The following is a 17,202-nucleotide window of genomic DNA, read 5'->3' on the forward strand; positions in this document are numbered from 1 at the left end:
ATTCAACAAACCGCCGCCGAATTATCAGTTCGACGGCGGTTTGTTCCTTTTGTAGGAATCGCAACTTTCACAAATACTTCATGCCTTTTCGGGTCAACGTACCCTGCGCTTACCTCGGCGATTTATCTTCACCCCGATTGCGGATGCACAGCCGCGTGCTTCATGTGAGCCAGCACTCCCACGAATCCGTTCAAGCGTTGTTGCGAAACCGCCTCTTGTAGATTCATCGGCAGGTAGAAATCGGCGGGGACGCTGAGAATCTCTCCCAGGGTGGAGCCGTTCAACCCGTCGCGAAGAATCGAAGCCAGTCCGCGCACGGTGGGCGATTGCGGCGGAATGTCGAAGTAAAAAAGGATCGTATCATCGGGCTGTTTCTCAGCGACCAGGAACACAGCGGTCATACATTCGGGCACGGTTTCCATGCGATCGCGTTGCGCTGTGTAACGGTCGGGCAGGGGCGGGAAGGCCTCGGCGTACCCGATCAGCGTTTCCAGTTTTTCTTCGCGCGTCATCGAAGCGAAATCGTCTACGATCTCTTGGAGGGTGAGGGGGATGGGCATATGTTCACCACGAAGGACACAAAGAACACGAAGGAAAAAAACCTTTGTGTCCTTTGTGTTTCATAGGATTTTATTTTTCGATCGGCGCGTCGACGAGGTTGCCCCACTCCGTCCATGAGCCGTCGTAGTTTTTTACAGCGGGATACCCGAGCAGGTATTTCAACACGAACCACGTCAGCGAAGAGCGTTCGCCGATGCGGCAATACGCGATCACCTCGCCGTCCGCTTTGATATTCTTCCCTTCATACAACGCGCGCAATTCTTCGGGGGTCTTAAACGTGCTGTCCGCTTCATTCACGGCGGTCGCCCACGGAATGCTCACCGCGCCGGGGATGTGTCCGCCGCGTGTGGCGCCCTCTTGCGGGTAATTCGGCATCGAGATCAACTCGCCCGAATATTCCTTCGGCGAACGCACGTCTACAAGCGGCTTCTTCTCGTTGGACTGTTTCAACACCTCATCGCGGAAGGCGCGGATGGACCGATCCGCTTCTTTCGCGCGGTAGGCTGTTTTCCCATAGGAGGCGATTTCCTTCACCAGCGGCCGGTTCTCCTTCTCCCACTTGAGGCGCCCGCCGTTCATGATCTTCACATTCTCGTGTCCGTAATATTGGAACAGCCACAGCGCGTAGCATGCGAACCAGTTGGATTTATCGCCATAAAAAACGACGGTGGTGTCGTTGGCAATGCCGAGGCTCGAGAGAGTCTCCTCGAACTTTTCTTTGGTGAGAAAATCGCGGCGCAACGGATGTTGGAGCGTGCTGAACCAATCTACTTGCGCGGCGCCGGGGATGTGCCCCACCGCGTACAATAACGGGTCTTCATCCGATTCGAGGATGCGGACGTTCGCATCGTTCACGTGTTCGGCGACCCAGTCGGTCTCCACAAGAAATTCAGGATAGGCGTACGACATGATGTTTTCCTCTTTTTGGTAGGGTCTCGTTAAAATTAAAAGCAGTCAACTTAAACAAAAGGACAGCGAACAATTCCTGCGCGGCATAATGGATGCGCGGGGGCGTTCACTGCCTGACGAGTTGACTGCTTGCGGAAACGTCTGAGGCAGTGGTTACGAACCCCGCCATAGACACAAGCAATGTTGAAAACTATTGATCGGTTTCATGCTGGCGGCTATTGTACGAATCTTGCCCTGCTTGTCAAGTTAAATATTGGAGCCCGTGCCGCAAAGTTCACTTTGCGATCAGTCGCATGGTTACAGCAAAGTCGCTGTCCTTGCAATGGAATATGTTTCCGCCTCCTAAAATAAATTCCCCTGCTTCGGCGCGTCTGTCTCGTCCAGCCCGCCCCAGCCGTACTTCTTCATATCCACCTTGTCTTTCACGAACATAATACCCTCCTCCTCCAAACGTTGACGTTGCCTCTCCGCGCCCGCGCGTTCGCTGATCTTTCCCTGCGAATTGATGACTCTCTGCCACGGCACATCGTCGGGACAGTTCGCCATCGCGCCGCCCACCCAACGCGGACCGAACGCCTTGTACGCCTCGAACTCCACCCCGTTCGGCGGAGGGAGCATCAGCGCGATCTGTCCGTATGAGGCAACCTTCCCACGCGGGATTTGCCGCACAAGAGTCCACACTTGTTCGTAATAGGCTTGTTGGTTGGGAGGGGAGGCAAAGCGCATGGTAAGTAGTAATTGGTAATTGAGGAAAAGAGGATTAGAGAATTGGAGACTAGAGATTGGTGAATTGACCGCCAGTGATGGTTTTCTCCAGTAATTGACGCGCCGAGTCGAAGGTTAATTCCACTTCGATCTGTTGAAAGCACAGATTGCTTCCCATCAATCCCTTGCGGGCAAAGTAGCCGTTGCCTTCATCGTTGAGGCTGAGGTCGTTGTCCAAGTCCACGCGGCATTCGAGAGTCTCGCCGCAACGATTGCATTTCACATGGAAGGTGAGATATTTTTTCTCAGGCTTGGCAGGTTCGCTGGAGAAGAGCTTTTTGAGGAAGGACATGGTTTACTGATCACTGCTCACTGTTCACTCGATCACTGCTCTCAAAACTCCCACTTCCTCAACACATCCATCGCCTTGTAATTCGTCAAGTCCAATTGCAACGGCGTGATGGAAACGTATCCGCTTGCCAACGCGCCGACATCCGTTCCCTCTTCATTGACACCTGTCGGCTCGTCGCCGCCGATCCAATAATAGGGACGCCCGCGCGGGTCAATGCGCTTATCGAGCGCGTCGCGGTACACGCGCATTCCCTGCCGCGTGATGGCATATCCGTTGATCGCATCAAAACTCAAATAGGGGATGTTGACATTCAACACCACGCCCTCCGCCAGTCCCTGCTCGATGACCTTTTGAGTCACTACTCGTGCCACTTGCGCGGCGTGGCTGTAGTCGGTGACGGTGTTCGCAGGTTTATCTTGCGAAGCCAGCGAGAACGCGATTCCCTTCACGCCAGTGATCACCGCTTCCATCGCGGCGGTCACAGTCCCAGAGTAAGTTACATCGTGACCGATGTTCGAGTAGGGATTGATCCCTGAAACGACCAGATCAACTTTTTCTTCGAGAAACCCAAGCAATGGCAACGCGACACAATCCGACGGCGCGCCGTCAGACATGAACGCGGATGTTCCATCTGCAAGAGTCGTTTCGCGCACGCGCAATGGACGATCCAGCGTTTTCACATGTCCCGATGCAGACCAATTTTTATCAGGCGCGAACACGGTCACTTTGCCAAGTTTGCGAACTTCCTGCGCGAGGGCGAGCAGTCCCGGCGCTTGGACGCCGTCGTCGTTGGTTACGAGGATATGCATGATTCTCCGATTTACGATTTCAGATTTTCGATTTACGATTGCTCGGCGATTATAACTCCGCTGGTTGCGAAAGAAAAAGAAGAGTATGATGCCGGCTCTAACAAAACCTTCACCACCGATTTTAATGTAGTGGTAAGCAAAAGGAATTATTATGTTAATTGTGAAGCGCGAAGGTATCAGTTCGGAATTGGCAGGTGAACGATGTTTGTTAATCGGTCCATAGCAGTCATATCTTTGGTTTGCGTGTTGATCATACCAAGTTGCGTCCGTGAGCCTGCGCCAACTGTTGTACTTGACCCTACCGCCACGCCGATTCAACCACAATCCACTTCTGAAGTATTCATCGGAATTCCCCCACTCCGGGACCCTCTCGTCCAATTTGAAAACGAAACTGTGGAAGAATTCGTCGCGCGCATTGCAGTTCGAGACATTAGTTATAGCCGCCCGGTCTTGATTGTCCTGTCGCAATTAGAGATTAGGGGCAATGTGCTCTATGGGGTTCCATCGGGCAGGCAAGATGTGCGCCAATGCTGGTTTTATGAGACCCGCTCAAAGCGAGAATGTACAAGCGAGGATCTGGAAAGATTCTTCCAAGAACGAGCGATTGCCGCGATATTCTTTGCATTTGTTTACTCTGATGGGGTCAAATCTTTATTCCTGGCCGAACATTATTATAGCGGGGATGAAACCAACTTTATCGAATATTATCGCGTGATTCTGGAAAACCGAGATTCAACATGGATTGAAAAAAACATACTCCCGCTCTATTAGTAGTGAAATCCTGTCCTCGGAAGTTTATTGCAACACAAACGTAGGACGAGACGCTTTGCGCATCTCGTCCTACGTTTTCATCCAACCACCGCCGCTTCCACCGATTGGATCGGCGGCAGGAAATCTGCCAGCAATTCCCAATTGTCGCCCGAATCGCGCGTGTAAAACAGTTGACCCGTGTTCGTGCCGACGTACACCCCGGCATCCTCGAACGAATCGAGTCCCATCGCTTCGCGCAGAACATCCACGTGAGCGCGTTCGGGTAATCCCTTTGTGAGTTTTTCCCACGAATTGCCCGCGTCGCGGCTACGCCAGACCGCAAACTGCCCATCCACGCTGATGTGATATTCCTGGCTTTCTTCCGGCACGGTGTAAATCGTGCGCGGATCCGTCGGATGCACGCCAATCGCAAAACCAAAAGGCGTCGGCAACTTGCCCTCGCCGATGTCAACCCAATCTTCGCCGAAGTTGTCACTGCGATACACGCCGCAGTGATTTTGCTGATACAACACATTCGGCGTTGCCGGGTGCATCGTCATTTTATGCACGCATTGACCGAACTCCGGATATTTATCGGGCATAAAATCGGCGCGCACATTTTTGTTATACGGTTTCCACGTCACGCCGCCATCGTCGGTGCGATAACATCCTGCGGCTGACACGGCAATGTACATGCGCTGATCGTTTGTTGGGTCGAGCAGAATCGTGTGCAGGGTCAACCCGCCCGCGCCCGGTCCCCATTCTCCGCGTTGAGGATGATCGTACAGACTTTCATTCAAAGTCCACGTATCGCCGCGATCTTTCGACACAAACAACGAAGCGGGTTGCGCCCCCGCATACAACACATTCGGCTCGCTCGCGCGCCCGGGCTTGATATTCCATACTTTGATCATCTTCTCAGGTTTTTCTTTGATGCTCTCGCCGCCTTCGGAAATGAACGCTTCATCCATCGTGCTGGCTGGTCTGCCCGACTTCGACCCTCGCGACAGGGCAGGCGACTCCTTCGCTTGCGTCCACGTGTTGCCGAGGTCGTCCGAGTGATGGATGGTTGGACCATATACAAAGTGACTCGTCGCCGCGTACAGCCGCTGGTCGCGCGGGTCCATTTGCATGTGCATCACATTCCAACCTTTGAACAGAATGTCGCTCATCTCCCATTTCTTGCGTTTCTCATCGCTCTCGAAAATAAACCCGCCCTTGGTCGTTCCAACCAATATCAGGACTCGTTTGCTCATGTGGGCTTCCTTTCAAAACAGAAAAAATGTTCTAAAACCATTGTATCACATTCCTGCCAGACCATAAGACCTATTGCGGTCGCATTTTTCTCGCGCTAAGATGATGACACAAAGGAGGATGAATGAGGAGAATAATAGGATACGCCGCCGTTCTCATGTTGATTTCCGCTTCGTGCAATTTACCATCGGGGACACAAACGCCTCTTCCTCCATTGAAACCGGATACGCCGCCTGCGGACAATTCCACGCCTTCGATCGTCCCGATCGAAACCTTCCTAACCTACGCATTGCCCACCCCCACGCCGACATTGTCCCTAAGGCTTGTGGTTGCCTATCCCAAGGAGCACATCGTGAATTGCCGCTTTGGTCCGGGCATTGCCTATTCGGTTGTGGGAGAACTGAACCCCGGGAAATTTGCCGAAGTGATCGGTAAAAGCCCCGACCTTGCATGGTGGCAGGTTCGGAACCCGAGCGATCCATCGACAATCTGCTGGCTGTCCTCCGACTTCACCGATACGGAGGGCAACACCGAGGCGGTGCCAGTGGCGACAGCGCCTCCGGTCACTGTATCAGCCGTACTCGTGAGCATCGACCCGGCGGCGATGAACGTGGCATGCGACTCGTTCCCCCGCCTGGTCACCATCACTGTGGAGATCGCGGCATACGGTCCGTCCAATGTGGTTTGGATGTGGAAGGAGGAAAGCACGGGCGATACATCGCAGGAGATGTCCATCCAGTTTGAGGAGGGAGGCGTAAAACGCGCGCAGGATTTTTATCAGGTGCGAAGCGCGAGAGATTACGCCATGATCGTCCAAACGCTGGAGCCGAATATTGTGACGACCCGGGAACCCTTCAAGGCTATTTGCGCTCCCTGATATTTCAACGAAATTGGGAAGCGATTCTGGCGGGATTCCACTATAATGCTGACTGCGCCTTTTTGCGCGCATCAAACTCATGAAATCAAAAAAGAAAACGGTTCAAGAGTCTCTGCTGGCGGAACACCATCGCGATCTGTTGCGCGTGTTGCCGGATACGCTCCTTGAAGTTTCCGCAGACGGCGAGGTGCTGGCATGCCTCCCCGCTCGAAATGCGCAACCGCCTTTTGATGAGGCGCAACGCGTGGGAGGAAACCTCCGTGATTTTTTGCCGCCCCAAGTTTGTTCAGCCGCCTTGTCTGCTGTTCGCCTTGTGTTGGATGACAAACTTGCCCGCCCATTGGACTTTCAATTACCCGGCGCGCCGGAGCCTCGCGGATATGAAATGCGCATCGCGGCATATTCCGAGGCGTCGGCGCTCCTGATTTTCCGCGCTACAACCTTGCCCCAGCATCTTGAATATGATGATGAAAACTTGATCCACGAGTTGGAGGTTAAGAATCAAGAATCGGAAACCCTGCGTGAAAGTTTGGCGGGCATCGTCGGCTCGCTGGAGTTTTCGGAAATCATCGAGAAGATCCTCGATCAAATTAAACGGGTCGTGCCATACGATAGCGCGTCGATTTGGAGGATCGATGGGCGCGAGCAAAAATTTATCGCGGGGCGGAACCTGCCTGCCGAGTTGCTGGTTGGGAACTATAAGTTTGAGATCGACGATGATAATGCCGTCCTTCCGATTTTGAAGGGCGCTGTTCCTTATTTGTTGAAACTCGATGTGCAGAACCAAATGAAGGATTTTCAAATCCCGCCGCATAATTACATTCATTCATGGCTGGCGATACCGCTGAAGGCGCGCGGGGAAATTTTCGGAGTGATCGCCCTGGATGGATGCGAGACGAATCAATTTACGCGCCACCATGCCGAACTGGCGGTCATTTTTGCCGATCAAGTTGCCATTGCGCTTGAAAATTCCCGTTTGTTTTCCGACTTGCAATCCGAATTATTGGAGCGTCAGCGCGCCGAGCGGGCATTGATCGAGGAGGAACAGCGGTATCGTCTGCTTTATGAAACCGCTAAAAAACAGGCGCAGGAACTTGCCCTGATCGGCCGGGTGCGCAATGCCATGGCGCAATCGATCGATCGACGCGGGGTGATCTTCAATGTTGTCGAATCGATCGCCGAATCATTCGGGTACACACAGGTCAGCCTGTATTTACTACAAGATGGGGTATTGATCATGCAACATCAGGTGGGGTATGAGACTCCCTATACAACCATTACCCTCGAGGAAGGCGTGATCGGCAAGGTCGCGCGGACTGGCGTTCCCGAATTTATTGAGGATGTCTCCACAAATTCCTTGTACCGGCAGGCGGTGGAAGGCGTCATCTCTGAAATTTGCATACCGCTATTCGATCAGGGAACCTTTGTGGGGATACTCAACGTGGAAAGCACGCAAGGAGTGAAATTAACAGAAGCCGACTTCAAATTAATCTCGACCTTGGGCGAGCATATCGGTATTGCCCTCGAAAACTCCCGCTTGTTTTCCAATTTGCAAACTGAGTTATCTGAACGGACTCTGATCGAAGTGAACCTTCGCCAACGCGAATTTGTGCTCGAAGCGGTGATGTTTGCCGCCGAACAGTTCCTTACTTCTTCCAATTGGAAGGATGTGATCGAAGTTGTCTTGGAGCGGCTGGGCAGGGCAATGAATGCCACGCATGCCTACTTATTTGAAAACTTCACCGGTCCCGATGGCTTGGAGCGGGCAAAGTTGTTCCGCGAATGGACCGCCCCGGGATTCCCCACCGCAACCGATTACGGTTCATACACTGAGGCGCATATCATCCAGATTCTGCCGGGTAGCGCCAACGAACACCTGCAACGCGGTGAAGCCTACGCCGGTAATTTGAATACCTATTCGCCCGCAGATAAACCCCGTTTTGAAAATATCGGCATGAAAGCCCATGCAGAAGTGCCTCTCGTGGTGGAAGGGCGCTGGTGGGGCACAGTCGGTTTCGACGTCTACGACAACGCGCGCGAATGGACTCATTTTGAAGTGGATACGCTGCGCGTGGTGGCTAATTTGCTGAGTAACGCCATCCGCCGCCAAGCGGACGAGCGCGCCCTGCAAAAAGAGTTGGTGGAACGGAAACAAATCGAAGCCAGATTGCGTCACCGTGAATCGATCCTCGAAGCGGTCGCCGATGCGGCGAACCGGTTCCTGAAATCGTCCGACTGGCGGAACGAGATCGATGCCGTTCTCGAAAAATTGGGCGTCACGGTCAATGCCTCCCATGTCTTTGTGTTCGAAAACCATGAACTACCAGACGGCACCCTGGTCACTTCGATGCAATTTGAATGGGCCGCGCCTCCGCTATCGAGCGGCCTTCATATCCCGGCATACCAAAACATTCCCGTGCGCGAAATTGGTTTTGAAAATTGGTATGAAGCCATGATCGCGGGGCAACCCTATATTGGCGATGCCAAACGCCTCACTGCAACCCAAATGAACGCCTTGCTTGGGCGCGGGATGAAAGCGCTCCTGGACTTTCCGGTGTTTGTGGCTGGCACATGGTGGGGCGCCATCGGATTCGACGATGTGGACAACGAGCGAGAATGGACCAATACAGAGATCGACGCGTTGCTGGTCGCGGGGAATATTCTCGGCACAGCCATCAAACGGCAACTGGACGAAACCGCCCTCCAGCGCGAACTCCACCAGCGCAGAAAACTGATCAGCGAATTGGAATCGAAAAACGCCGAACTCGAACGGTTCACCTACACCGTATCGCACGATCTCAAATCTCCGCTCTTCACCATTCGAGGCTTTCTCGGCTACCTCAAGCAAGACGCCCTCACCGGGAACACCGAACGATTGGAAGCCGACATCCAGCGCATTGTGGATGCGACCGACAAAATGCAACAGTTACTCAACGACCTGCTCGAACTTTCGAGAGTGGGCAGGCTCATGAACGAACCGACGCTGGTCAATATGCAGCAACTGGTGGCTGATGTGTTGAACTTATCGCACGGGCAGATCCATCAACGCGGGGTGGAGGTGCGCGCGCAAAACAACCTGCCCAACGCGCAAGGCGATCGTCAGCGCATCTTCGAAGTCGTTCAAAACCTGGTCGGGAACGCCGCAAAATTCATGGGCGAACAACCGACGCCCATCATCGAGATCGGGGTGGCGGGTTGGCAACATGGCATGCCCATTTTTTTTGTGCGCGATAACGGCATGGGAATCGAGCCCGAGCATCACGAACGCATCTTCGGCTTATTCAACAAACTCGACCCCAAATCAGACGGCACTGGCATCGGCCTTGCCCTCGTCAAACGGATCGTCGAATTTCACGGCGGTGAGATCTGGGTGGAATCGCAACCGGGCAACGGCTCGACGTTTTACTTCACGCTTCCCGCGCAGGGGACAACTGATTCAGACTATAATCAGTCATCTCATCCTGAGGAGGACTCTCCATGAAGCGCGCCGTCAGTATCAGCCTGGGTTCAGCCACCCGTAACAAAACCGTCGAGATTAGCCTGCTGGGCGAAACCGTTCGTATCGAACGCATCGGCACAGATGGCAACGAAGACAAAGCGCGTCAAATGTTCCGCGACATGGACGGTACTGTGGACGCGTTCGGCGTGGGCGGCATCGACCTCGGCGTGCACACCCCCTGGAAGTTTTATCCCCTCCACGGCGCGCTCAAACTCGTGCGGGATGTGAAACGCACGCCCTACGTGGATGGAAGCGGGGTGAAAGACACTCTCGAAGCGCGCGTCATGCAATGGCTCGAAAAGAAGGTCGGCGACGAGATCCAACCCAAAACGGCTTTCCTCGTGGCTGGCATCACCCGCTATGGCATGACCGAATCATTCATCAACGCCGGCTACCAATGCGTTTTCGGCGACCTGATGTTCGGCCTGGATATTCCCCTCGCCATTCACACCATGAGCGCGCTCAAAACCACCGCAAAACTACTCATGCCGGTCGTCGGGCGCATGCCCCTCAGTATGCTCTACCCAACCGGCGAAAAACAGGAAAAGGTCACGCCCAAATACGAAACCTATTACCAGGGCAACACCGTCACCGGCGGCGATTTTCTATACGTCAAACAACACATGCCGGAAGACATGCGCGGGAAGATCATCGTCACCAATACCACCACGCCCGCCGATGTGGAATTCCTCAAAAAACGCGGCGTGAAATATCTCGTCACCACCACGCTCAATATCGAAGGGCGCTCCTTTGGCGCCAACATGCTCGAAGCGGCGCTCATTGCTGTGGCGGGCAAAGGGCGCGTCTTGACGAACGACGAATTGAACGCCCTCATCGACCAGCTAGGCTTGGAACCGCAGTTACAAAAATTGAACTAACTGATGTTACGCGCCGTTCCGAAGGTTTTGGTAAAAACCCAACCTGATTCACGAGAACCTTCGGGACGTTCTGCGTAAATTCAAAATCGCAAATCGGAGGAGAATTTATGGATGCAGTCGTGATCGCGGGCGGTATACCCAACCCGGAAGACCCGCTCTACACCTACCTGAAGGGCGATGCCAAAGCGCTTGTGGATATTGCCGGCAAACCCATGGTGCAATGGGTGCTCGACGCGCTCAGCGAATCGCAACGCGTCAAGAACGTCATCCTTGTGGGGCTTTCACCTAAAAACGAGCTGACATGCAAGAAACCGCTGCATTTCCTCACCAACCAGGGACGCATGCTCTCCAACATCGTGGCAGGCATCAACAAATCGGTTGAGTTGGATAAGAAAAGCAAATACGTGCTGATCGTGTCCTCCGACATCCCCGCGCTCAAAGCGCACATGGTGGACTGGCTCGTGGAGACCGCCATGGAAACGCAAGACGATCTGTATTATGGCATTTGCCTGAAAGATGTGATGGAAGCGCGCTTCCCCGGCTCGAACCGCACCTACACCAAACTCAAAAATATGGAAGTATGCGGCGCAGACGTCAACGTGACTCACGTCCGTATGGCGACCGAACATTTGGATACCTGGGAAGACCTGCTCGGCGCGCGGAAAAGCCCGCTCAAACAGGCGAGCAAACTGGGGCTGGGTTTGCTACTCTCCCTCTTCATGCGACAACTCACCATCGAAGACGCCGTTCGACGGATCAGCGAGCGCATCGGCATCAAAGGGCGAGCCATCATCTGGCCCTACGCCGAAGCCGCAATGGATGTGGACAAGCCGCATCAACTCGAACTCCTGCGCGCCGACCTGGCGAAGACCCAACGCAAAGCCGCCTCAAAGGCGCGGACCATGGCGAAGAGAACAACGAAAAAGAAACCCGCCGCGCCCAAGAAGAAGACGACTGTCTCAAAAACCGCGCGGCTCAAGCCCAAAGCCAAGCGCGCATGAGCCTCCGAACCATCCTTGAAAGGGATGCCCGTCTTTCCGATCAAATGCGCGTGGCTGAAAAGCCAGGCGCATTGCGCGCTGTAGCAGTCTTCTTCGCGCACTCCGGCGATTCATGGTTTTGGTGGATCGCCATGGCAATCTTATGGTCATTGGGCAATTCGTTTTGGAAAGAATGGGCGGTCATTCAGTTCGTCGGCATCGGGGGGCTGGCGGCGCTGGTGATGGGAATCAAATTCACTGTGCGCAGGAGCCGCCCTGAGGGCGAGTGGGGAAGCATCTATCGAAACACCGATCCGCATTCATTCCCATCCGGGCATGCGGCGCGTTCGTTCTTCATCGCGGTTGTCGCCGCGTGGTTTGGTCCCGCCTGGCTTGCCATACTCTTATGGCTGTGGGCGCCATTGGTCGCGTTGGCTCGCGTGGCAATGGGCGTGCATTATGTTTCGGATATCCTCGCCGGCGCGGTGTTGGGGGCGATCGTCGCCCTGGTCGGCTTGCAAATGTACGAACCGTTCTTCCTGTCCCTCTTCCGCTTCATCGGTTTCCCACTGTGGTAAAAGTCATTTCCCGTTCATCAGACTCGCCAAATGTTCCTCAATGTGCGCGAGATCGCGTTCCACCCAGGTCTGCAAAGTAAAACCATTCCCTAATTCTACGTGACGCGATTCGCGCGCCCATGCGGCAGATGGGAGTTGCCGCAAAAATTCAACCAGCGCTTCCACGCTCGCTACAAATCCATTCAACAAGCCTGCCAGTGATTCGTTCGCGTTGTAATGCTCCGCGGCATACGCGTCCCCGTCAAAATTTTGAAACTCGGGGTTATCCTCCAACGCCGCGCGGCGCGCTCGCAAGCCATACGCCTGCGCGTCCACATCGCGTATGTGCGCGGCAGTTTGATGCGCGTTCCAGCCGCCTTCCAGCAATGGGGCGAAGGGATCCTTCACCGCAAGACATTCACTGCGGAATTGCTTAGCCGCCTCGAGCAGGCGCGCAAGAAGTTTTTCCCGATAATCAAAAAGTTCCTTCATTATTCCTCATTCCTCCAACGACGCGAACATGGTTCCGACGATACCCTCGGCTGTTTTATATTGGACGCACAAACCGCTTCACTCCCCAGTTCAATCTGATTCGGCATGAGCAGGCTGATTCCACATCCTGAATATATTCGATGCGCCGCGTTCCGGCGAGCAACCGCACTGTGAAGAAAAATCACGAACCGCACACCGGCGCCTGATCGGGGTTTTCTTTGGCGTTCAACGGCAACCCCAAATAGGGCGACGGGTCCAGCGTGTTTTCGATCTCAATTTCATTTTTAAATTGCCCCGTCCCATCGTCTTCCACGATCGAAAAATGCAAGTGGATGCCAACGGGGTTGTTCGGGTCGCCGGAGTAATCACCCTGATAGCCGAGGAATGTCCCAGCCTCCACAGGGATTTCGGAAACGCCGGCGGGAAATTCTTCCGCAATGAAAGAATTGCCGAAACGATCAGCCATGTGGGTGTAGTAAAGCCAGATCTGCGCGCCGGGGTTCAGCGGGTCACTGGGCACGCGCACGATCACGGCAGATTTCCACTCCGGCAGGCGCGTGAGGTAGCCGGGGTATGCCGAAATCACGCGCGTAATGCCCACCTCGGTCCCGCCGAAGATATCGATGCCTTGGTGGGTGTGACGAATCCCAAAGGAATCGCCCCATAGGAAGCCGGCAAACCCGTCGGTGGGGAAGAGGAAAGGGGCGGGCCCGCATTGGGAACCGGCCGTCAGCTTCCACTTGGGATGCGAAGCGGGGTTGTCCATCCATGCGCGGAATTTGATCACTCGTTCGGCATTGGGTCGGTATATGAAGTAGGCGGTTGCGATCGCCGTGACCAATGCCGCGAGGAGGATGGAGATGATCAAGAAGCGTTTAGACATAAGGTCGAATTATACCTTTGGGCGTCAAGGCGAACCCAGTATGGTGATGTAATCGAGATAGATAATTTCACCGGAGGCGTGGGTGAGGGTAACGGAATGTTCGCCCGGTGATAATTTGGGGGATGACCATTCTGACCCAGTGGATTGGTTAAGGGTTTGAGTATTCCCATCGATGGCGATGGTCATGGTTCCCAACTGGGGGTCTGCCACATACCCAATGATGAATTGAGTTCCCGTGAAAGTAAAGGTTGCCGTGTCGTCGATGAGGATGGAGATGGAAAGGGTTTCTTCATATGCCGCGTCGACTGTTTCGCTGATCCACCCGCCGTCGTAAAGAATGAAATCGTCGAAATCGTCAATTTTGATCGCGGAGGATGTTGTCGCATTAGTTGTGGGCGTGCCAACCCCGCCCGGCGTGAAAGTAATAGGTGATGCGGATGTTGATGTAAGTGTTCCTGCTGAAACGGAGCGCGGTTGAGGCGAAGGCGTAATTGTCTGGTCTGAGGATTGCCTCGTTTCGATAGTAGGCAGTGTAGGGATTGTGGGGGTTTTATCCTTCTGGAGTTGGGTGGCTGAGGTAGGCTCTTTAGTCGAAGTGAGAGTTCCAAGGAACAGGAATTGAAAAGGCGTCGCCGTTGCTTCGGCTGAAATTTCCGCCTGCGGTTTTCCGAGGAAAAAAATTAATACGACAGAGAGCATCCCGACGATGGACAGTATGGCGATCCCAATCGGGATGATGATGTCAAGGTTGTCGATCAGTCGTTTGACCATATGCGGCATTATACCGAATGGATCCCCAGTCGACCACGCGGGGCAATCGCATTAGAAAATCTCCATGTTCGCAACATGACGCTTTGTCTGCGAATCCGCTACTCTTCGCCAACCTGCGCGAATTTTTCCGAGAAGGATTAGCGGACAAAAAATCCAAATGCGATCCCCCTCGTCGACCATGAAGCCGAATTCTGGCGTTGTGGCGCCGCGTCAATGCCGGTAACCCGGCAAATCGAACTGTTTCCTGAACTTTCATGAAGCGCTGAGAATGCAAAGAGAAGTATCTCAAAATCTCCGCGCATTTGGAGGCGCTCCAGAATAAAAGATTGCTATGACTTATGGGCATCATTTCATCCGAGCAAAAGGTTACACATTACTTGCTTTTTGCAATGAGTTAATTTATTATTAATCTGTCAAAAAGGCAAACCCACCGTGAGGTGGGGACGCAAAGTCATGGATCTTCCACCTTTCTGCGTAGGAGTTGGAAGACCGCCAGACCGCCATTGTATGTATGGCGGATATTTAATTAAGGAGGTGTCTCCTTTTCCATATCGAATAAGTCACAATTCAATCCACAGTCTGCAAGTCAAACTATAAGAGGAGTAATAGTTATGAAAGCAAAGTGGTTTCATGTAACAATGATTGCGGCGCTTTTAGTGATCGCAGTCGTCCCTATCGCAAGCGCGGCGCCTCCCGTTCCAGCCGACCCGATGCTCGGCTCGGATGTCGATAATGCGCCGCATCCGCTTGGTGAACGGCAATACGCCGCCACATTGAGGGGCTTGGAAGCGAAGTTCCATGGTAAGGCGGGGGATGGTAGTATTTATTTGGATGGGGGCGAACACGTCTACCCATTCTATAGAGACCGCTATGTCGAGTTGGAGCGTGAAGGTGAAGATACGATCTGGACCCTGCTGGGTCAGTTCGGCACTCAGATCCACTCCTCCTACGGCGATGTAGCCGGACCTCTTCACAATGAAATTCCCGAGCCCGATCGCGCGGTGGATAACACCACGATCTGGACAGCCGATTTCAGCCAAAGCATGTACAACAAAATGCTTTTTGATACCACCCCAGGCGCCAACTCGATGCGCAATTTCTACATCGAGCAGTCGTCCGGCCGGTATGCGGTTAACGGCACCGTGGAAGATTGGGTCACCGTGCCTTATAACGAGGCTCGCTACGGCGCAAATTATTGCGGAAGCATTGTCTGCGCGACAACCTGGCTTTTCATTCGCGATTCCGCCTCAACCTGGTATAACAACCAGATTGCCGCTGGCAAAACCCCCGCCGAGATCGATGCCTACCTGAGTCAATTCGATGTCTGGGATCGCTATGATTACGATGGCGATGCCAACTTCAACGAACCTGATGGTTATATCGACCACTTCCAGGCTGTTCACGCTGGCGAGGGCGAGGAGACCGGTGGCGGCGCGCAAGGCACCAATGCCATTTGGAGCCACCGCTGGTATGCCTACTATACCCTCCAGGGAAGCGCAGGACCTGCGTTTAATAAATTGGGTGGTCTTCAAGTTGGCGGATCTAGTTACTGGATTGGGGATTACACGGTTGAACCTGAGAACGGTGGCGTAGGCGTATTTGCTCACGAGTTTGCGCACGACCTTGGACTTCCCGATCTCTACGATACATCCGGTAACACCGGCGGCGCTGAGAACTCCACGGGCTTCTGGACTCTTATGTCCAGTGGTTCCTATGGCGCTTCTGGCAAGGCGGCTGACGGTATCGGCACCAAACCGATTCACATGAGCGCATACGAAAAGCTGTACTTGGGCTGGTCGAATGCCGCGGTTGTAAACTACGACGAGACAGCCTTCTTGAAGATGGGTCCCGCTGAGTTTAACTCTGCCGACCCGCAACAGCTTCTCGTGCTTTTGCCCGACAAGGAAGTGGAAAGCTTCATCGGCGATCCCTTTGCCGGAAGTTACTACTATTTCTCCGGCGCTGGGAATGATCTCGACAATAGCATGACCCGCGATGTGACCTTGCCCGCCGGCGCTGTGTCTCTTTCTGCCAAAGTGAATTATGACATCGAGACGGAATGGGACTACGCGTACCTCACTGTCAATGGCACAAACGTAGCCACCAACCTTTCCACAAATGACGATCCGAATGGTCAGAACTTTGGTGAAGGCATCACCGGCGCATCCGGCGGATGGGTGGATCTGACCGCCGATCTTTCAGCGTATGCCGGCCAGACCGTGACCCTTGGATTCCGCTATTGGACTGACAGCGCTGTCGCAACGACCGGCTTCTCGGTGGATGAAATCAGTGTGACCGGTCTTCCTGTCGATGGCGGCGAGACCGATCCGGGTTGGACGTACAGCGGTTTCTCGCTCACAAACGGCACCGTAACGCAGTCCTACGCCAACTACTACATCGCTGAATACCGCAAGTATATTGGGTACGACAAGTCTCTGAAGACGGGTCCCTACAACTTCGGCTTCCTCAATGATCCGAATAAGGGAAATTGGGTTGAGCACTATCCGTATCAAGACGGCTTGTTGATCTGGTATCTCGACTACTCCTTCGCGGATAACAACGTCGGCGACTATTGCTCTGCCGGCACATGCGGCGGCTTCTACCTGCCGGTCGACGCGCATTCCAATATGATGCTGCGCCCCGATGGAACGGCATGGCGCCCGCGCGTTCAGGCATTCGACTCGACATTCGGCGTCAACCGTGTCGACCGGATTTGTTTGAACGTCAACTCCGTCAAGAAGTGCTATGGCGGCTACCCGGGTAATTCCCGCTTCGACGATACGTTGGGGTATTGGGAAGCTCCCGATTCCTCCATCGGCAACAACGGCTGGTCGAGCGTTCCGTTGCCTGGCGTTGGCGTTACCATCACGGTCGTCAGTGAATGGAACGGCTGGGCATACGTGCTCGTCGCGCCAAAGTAAGATA

At 53.9% G+C, this 17,202-nt stretch carries 16 protein-coding genes and 1 riboswitch; of the genes, 7 read left to right on the plus strand and 9 right to left on the minus strand.

What is annotated here, in order from left to right:
- Positions 1–128: 128 nt before the first annotated feature.
- The 5 genes from AC16KF_RS11240 to surE form a co-directional block, all read right to left on the minus strand.
- The gene (locus AC16KF_RS11240) at positions 129–560 is read right to left on the minus strand and encodes a SufE family protein (protein ID WP_484037407.1); all 432 of its coding nucleotides are present in this window, start codon (positions 558–560) and stop codon (positions 129–131) included.
- 70 nt (positions 561–630) lie between these two features.
- Positions 631–1,473, minus strand: a complete 843-nt coding sequence (locus AC16KF_RS11245; protein ID WP_484037455.1) for a sulfurtransferase — start codon at positions 1,471–1,473, stop codon at positions 631–633.
- Between the two features lie 339 nt (positions 1,474–1,812).
- Positions 1,813–2,196 carry an MGMT family protein gene (locus AC16KF_RS11250; RefSeq protein ID WP_484037408.1) on the minus strand — a complete coding sequence of 128 codons (384 nt, stop codon included), beginning with the start codon at positions 2,194–2,196 and terminating at the stop codon, positions 1,813–1,815.
- 49 nt (positions 2,197–2,245) lie between these two features.
- Positions 2,246–2,527 (minus strand): hypothetical protein, encoded by a 282-nt coding sequence (locus AC16KF_RS11255; protein ID WP_484037409.1) that lies wholly within the window; start codon positions 2,525–2,527, stop codon positions 2,246–2,248.
- A gap of 41 nt (positions 2,528–2,568) precedes the next feature.
- Positions 2,569–3,336, minus strand: a complete 768-nt coding sequence (gene surE, locus AC16KF_RS11260) for a 5'/3'-nucleotidase SurE (protein WP_484037410.1) — start codon at positions 3,334–3,336, stop codon at positions 2,569–2,571.
- A gap of 393 nt (positions 3,337–3,729) precedes the next feature.
- Here surE and AC16KF_RS11265 point away from each other — a divergent pair, with 393 nt between their 5' ends.
- Positions 3,730–4,107 carry a hypothetical protein gene (locus AC16KF_RS11265; protein ID WP_484037411.1) on the plus strand — a complete coding sequence of 126 codons (378 nt, stop codon included), beginning with the start codon at positions 3,730–3,732 and terminating at the stop codon, positions 4,105–4,107.
- Positions 4,108–4,184: 77 nt separating this feature from the next.
- Here AC16KF_RS11265 and AC16KF_RS11270 read toward each other — a convergent pair whose 3' ends face one another.
- Positions 4,185–5,342: a WD40/YVTN/BNR-like repeat-containing protein gene (locus AC16KF_RS11270; RefSeq protein ID WP_484037412.1), complete on the minus strand. Its 1,158-nt coding sequence runs from the start codon at positions 5,340–5,342 to the stop codon at positions 4,185–4,187.
- A gap of 122 nt (positions 5,343–5,464) precedes the next feature.
- Here AC16KF_RS11270 and AC16KF_RS11275 point away from each other — a divergent pair, with 122 nt between their 5' ends.
- The 5 genes from AC16KF_RS11275 to AC16KF_RS11295 all read left to right on the plus strand — a co-directional run bounded on the left by AC16KF_RS11275 (position 5,465) and on the right by AC16KF_RS11295 (position 12,152).
- Positions 5,465–6,217, plus strand: a complete 753-nt coding sequence (locus tag AC16KF_RS11275) for an SH3 domain-containing protein (RefSeq protein ID WP_484037413.1) — start codon at positions 5,465–5,467, stop codon at positions 6,215–6,217.
- Positions 6,218–6,296: 79 nt separating this feature from the next.
- Positions 6,297–9,698: a GAF domain-containing protein gene (locus AC16KF_RS11280; protein WP_484037414.1), complete on the plus strand. Its 3,402-nt coding sequence runs from the start codon at positions 6,297–6,299 to the stop codon at positions 9,696–9,698.
- On the plus strand, positions 9,695–10,594 hold the full coding sequence (locus AC16KF_RS11285) for a quinate 5-dehydrogenase (protein ID WP_484037415.1): 900 nt from the start codon (positions 9,695–9,697) through the stop codon (positions 10,592–10,594). Before AC16KF_RS11280 ends, AC16KF_RS11285 begins: the two co-directional genes overlap by 4 nt.
- A 107-nt stretch (positions 10,595–10,701) precedes the next feature.
- Positions 10,702–11,595 carry an NTP transferase domain-containing protein gene (locus AC16KF_RS11290; protein ID WP_484037416.1) on the plus strand — a complete coding sequence of 298 codons (894 nt, stop codon included), beginning with the start codon at positions 10,702–10,704 and terminating at the stop codon, positions 11,593–11,595.
- A complete protein-coding gene (locus AC16KF_RS11295; protein ID WP_484037417.1) occupies positions 11,592–12,152 on the plus strand; it encodes a phosphatase PAP2 family protein in 561 nt (186 codons plus the stop codon). The genes AC16KF_RS11290 and AC16KF_RS11295 overlap by 4 nt, the downstream gene beginning before the upstream one ends.
- Positions 12,153–12,155: 3 nt before the next feature.
- Here AC16KF_RS11295 and AC16KF_RS11300 read toward each other — a convergent pair whose 3' ends face one another.
- From AC16KF_RS11300 to AC16KF_RS11310, 3 genes are all read right to left on the minus strand, one after another.
- Positions 12,156–12,623: a DinB family protein gene (locus AC16KF_RS11300; protein ID WP_484037418.1), complete on the minus strand. Its 468-nt coding sequence runs from the start codon at positions 12,621–12,623 to the stop codon at positions 12,156–12,158.
- A 181-nt stretch (positions 12,624–12,804) separates the two neighbouring features.
- The gene (locus tag AC16KF_RS11305; protein ID WP_484037419.1) at positions 12,805–13,506 is read right to left on the minus strand and encodes a M23 family metallopeptidase; all 702 of its coding nucleotides are present in this window, start codon (positions 13,504–13,506) and stop codon (positions 12,805–12,807) included.
- A gap of 24 nt (positions 13,507–13,530) precedes the next feature.
- A complete protein-coding gene (locus AC16KF_RS11310; protein WP_484037420.1) occupies positions 13,531–14,277 on the minus strand; it encodes a hypothetical protein in 747 nt (248 codons plus the stop codon).
- 410 nt (positions 14,278–14,687) lie between these two features.
- Positions 14,688–14,782: riboswitch (cyclic di-GMP riboswitch) on the plus strand.
- A gap of 106 nt (positions 14,783–14,888) precedes the next feature.
- On the opposite strand from AC16KF_RS11310, the gene AC16KF_RS11315 reads away from it, so the two are divergent.
- Positions 14,889–17,198 (plus strand): immune inhibitor A domain-containing protein, encoded by a 2,310-nt coding sequence (locus tag AC16KF_RS11315; protein ID WP_484037421.1) that lies wholly within the window; start codon positions 14,889–14,891, stop codon positions 17,196–17,198.
- The last annotated feature ends 4 nt before the right edge of the window (positions 17,199–17,202 follow it).

The organism is Candidatus Defluviilinea gracilis (assembly GCF_057138825.1).

Excerpts from the sequence above, each read along its gene's own strand:
- AC16KF_RS11240 (WP_484037407.1), bottom strand. The coding sequence starts at position 560 with ATGCCCATCCCCCTCACCCTCCAAGAGATCGTAGACGATTTCGCTTCG.
- AC16KF_RS11250 (WP_484037408.1), bottom strand. The coding sequence starts at position 2,196 with ATGCGCTTTGCCTCCCCTCCCAACCAACAAGCCTATTACGAACAAGTG.
- AC16KF_RS11255 (WP_484037409.1), bottom strand. The coding sequence starts at position 2,527 with ATGTCCTTCCTCAAAAAGCTCTTCTCCAGCGAACCTGCCAAGCCTGAG.
- surE (WP_484037410.1), bottom strand. The coding sequence starts at position 3,336 with ATGCATATCCTCGTAACCAACGACGACGGCGTCCAAGCGCCGGGACTG.
- AC16KF_RS11270 (WP_484037412.1), bottom strand. The coding sequence starts at position 5,342 with ATGAGCAAACGAGTCCTGATATTGGTTGGAACGACCAAGGGCGGGTTT.
- AC16KF_RS11275 (WP_484037413.1), top strand. The coding sequence starts at position 5,465 with ATGAGGAGAATAATAGGATACGCCGCCGTTCTCATGTTGATTTCCGCT.
- AC16KF_RS11280 (WP_484037414.1), top strand. The coding sequence starts at position 6,297 with ATGAAATCAAAAAAGAAAACGGTTCAAGAGTCTCTGCTGGCGGAACAC.
- AC16KF_RS11285 (WP_484037415.1), top strand. The coding sequence starts at position 9,695 with ATGAAGCGCGCCGTCAGTATCAGCCTGGGTTCAGCCACCCGTAACAAA.
- AC16KF_RS11290 (WP_484037416.1), top strand. The coding sequence starts at position 10,702 with ATGGATGCAGTCGTGATCGCGGGCGGTATACCCAACCCGGAAGACCCG.
- AC16KF_RS11295 (WP_484037417.1), top strand. The coding sequence starts at position 11,592 with ATGAGCCTCCGAACCATCCTTGAAAGGGATGCCCGTCTTTCCGATCAA.
- AC16KF_RS11300 (WP_484037418.1), bottom strand. The coding sequence starts at position 12,623 with ATGAAGGAACTTTTTGATTATCGGGAAAAACTTCTTGCGCGCCTGCTC.
- AC16KF_RS11305 (WP_484037419.1), bottom strand. The coding sequence starts at position 13,506 with ATGTCTAAACGCTTCTTGATCATCTCCATCCTCCTCGCGGCATTGGTC.
- AC16KF_RS11310 (WP_484037420.1), bottom strand. The coding sequence starts at position 14,277 with ATGGTCAAACGACTGATCGACAACCTTGACATCATCATCCCGATTGGG.
- AC16KF_RS11315 (WP_484037421.1), top strand. The coding sequence starts at position 14,889 with ATGAAAGCAAAGTGGTTTCATGTAACAATGATTGCGGCGCTTTTAGTG.